Origin of the sequence: Occallatibacter sp., assembly GCF_049802275.1 — a bacterium.
GTDB lineage: Bacteria > Acidobacteriota > Terriglobia > Terriglobales > Acidobacteriaceae > Telmatobacter.
In genome coordinates, this window is the sequence record NZ_JBARMD010000207.1 from 1 (window position 1) to 2,111 (window position 2,111).

The window sequence follows — 2,111 nt, forward strand, 5'->3', positions numbered from 1 at the left end:
CCATTCACATCACCGGACAGGCCATCGCCAACATCATCGCCTCAACCTCGGGAACCGACTCCGACTGGGTGGTCAAGCTGATCGATGTGTATCCGGATGAGGTCGCCGACAATCCCAATCTCGGCGGCTACCAGTTGGCCATCGCCATGGAAATCTTCCGCGGCCGCTATCGCGAGAGCTTCGCCATGGCCAAGCCAATCGAAGCCGGCAAGCCGCTTACCTATCGCTTCGCGCTGCCTCCAACGAATCACGTCTTCCTGCCCGGCCATAGAATCATGGTGCAGGTGCAGTCCAGTTGGTTCCCGCTCTACGACCGCAACCCGCAGACGTACGTCGAAAACATCTTCTGGGCCAAACCCGCCGACTATCAGAAAGCCACCCAGCGCATCTACCGCTCGCCCGCTCACGCCAGTAGCATCGAGCTACCTGTAGTTACGACGAAGTAGCGCGGAGTCGAGATTCATGCTTACGACGCGAGTCAGACTATTATGACGAACGCTACCGCTTGTTCCGCAGTCCAGGGCCTCGCATTCCATCACTTCACCGGCAAAGAACGAGATACCGAATCAGGCAACGACTACTTCGGGGCCAGGTACTACGCAAGCTCAATGGGAAGATGGATGTCGCCGGACCTTCCCTTTGCGGATCAGGACACCGAAAATCCGCAGAGTTGGAATCTCTATAGCTATGTCCGCAACAACCCGCTGAACCGTATCGATGACAGCGGTATGCTTACGATTATCGTGGGCGGCACAGGCTACAACCCTCATGATTGGAACTACAGTCATAGCCCTTTGACATCCGAGGCTCAAAGCCACTTTAAGGATCCTGCAGTTGGCTTTCTGTATTGGTCTGGCGGATTGTCGGATAGGGATCGAATCGCAGGCGCAGAACAATTAAGAAAAATGATCAACGACTATGATTTTGCGCCCGGGGAACAACTCAACATCATTGCGCATAGCCATGGAGGAAACGTTGCTCTACTCGCATCCCAAATGCAACTGAATCATCCGATCGACAATCTGATTACCCTCGGGACGCCAGGGCTTGGGGAATACACGCCAAACGCAGACGACCCTGGAGCGTGGCGCAATGTCGGAGCATGGTACAACATTCAAGCGTCAACAGATTGGGTTCCTTCGCTCGATAGCGACACGAACTCAACGAACAGAGCTGGGGCACATAATTACACTGTCCCCACACCTGGGCTCGGGCACCTGGGCGGAGACAGAAGTGCTCACTCTTCCATGTGGCAAAACAGCAACATCCGTAATCTTTGGTGGACGTGGTGGTCAAGTCAGCAATCGACGCCTTGTGCCCGCACCGGCGCGTCCGACAGTTTAGGGAACAGCACTGGAATGTCGGGTTGCCAATGAGATCTGAAGGTGTAACTAGGCGAGAGGCATACATGAAGCAGAACAAATTCCTAGCTGTGATCTGGAAAGCTGCGTTTCTCCTCCCGGTCTGTTCAGCCTACTTGTGGTGGGCATATTCGATGGGAACTCAAGGGCGCAACGAGTTTCCGCCAAAACCTGACGCTGTTCCCCCGGTACTCGAAATGGGATGTGTTGTTACAGCGCTTACGGTGATTGTGTGGTTAATCGGGGCACGCTTACATCGACGGATGGGTCTCGCTGGAATTACAATCGGAACGATTTTTGAAACAGCCGTCATTCTTTTTGCCTATACTGCACTCGTTCTCGCTTGGCGCGAGTCTTGGACGCCTGCGAGAGGAATGACCGAATCGGCAGCGTTCCTTCCGATCTTGGGACATCTCAACGCTGAGTTCTTTGGCAACGAAGGATTCTGGGAATTCTTGATTGTTGTTCTCCCATTTGTATCTGTTGTATCCGGGGCTCTGACCTTCGGGGGTGAACTTATCCAGAGAAGACATCAGCTTGACTCGCCAACTCAAATACCCGGATGACTGTGTGTGTTTGCTCGGACGTGAGAATCTCACTCGTTTCACCGGCAAAGAACGGGAAGCCGGGTGCCCCCCATCTCGATCCCGAGATGGGAAATATCGGCTATTGCAGAACTGGAACTTCGGAGAGACCGCCTGAATTCGAAGTCGCGATTCACATCGCCTTATTGCTGGAGAACCGCTGTTT

3 protein-coding genes are annotated in these 2,111 nt (G+C 53.9%); all 3 read left to right on the forward strand.

Features of this window, described 5'->3' with window-relative positions:
- Positions 1-446, forward strand: a 446-nt coding sequence (locus WA354_RS07030) for a CocE/NonD family hydrolase (RefSeq protein WP_472812292.1), incomplete at its 5' end; no start/stop codon positions are given.
- A 42-nt stretch (positions 447-488) separates the two neighbouring features.
- Complete coding sequence (locus WA354_RS07035; RefSeq protein ID WP_472812293.1) at positions 489-1,376, forward strand: RHS repeat-associated core domain-containing protein; 888 nt, start codon at positions 489-491, stop codon at positions 1,374-1,376.
- A 32-nt stretch (positions 1,377-1,408) separates the two neighbouring features.
- Positions 1,409-1,927 carry a hypothetical protein gene (locus tag WA354_RS07040; protein WP_472812294.1) on the forward strand — a complete coding sequence of 173 codons (519 nt, stop codon included), beginning with the start codon at positions 1,409-1,411 and terminating at the stop codon, positions 1,925-1,927.
- Positions 1,928-2,111 lie beyond the last annotated feature (184 nt).

Excerpts from the sequence above, each read along its gene's own strand:
- WA354_RS07035 (WP_472812293.1), top strand. The coding sequence starts at position 489 with ATGACGAACGCTACCGCTTGTTCCGCAGTCCAGGGCCTCGCATTCCAT.
- WA354_RS07040 (WP_472812294.1), top strand. The coding sequence starts at position 1,409 with ATGAAGCAGAACAAATTCCTAGCTGTGATCTGGAAAGCTGCGTTTCTC.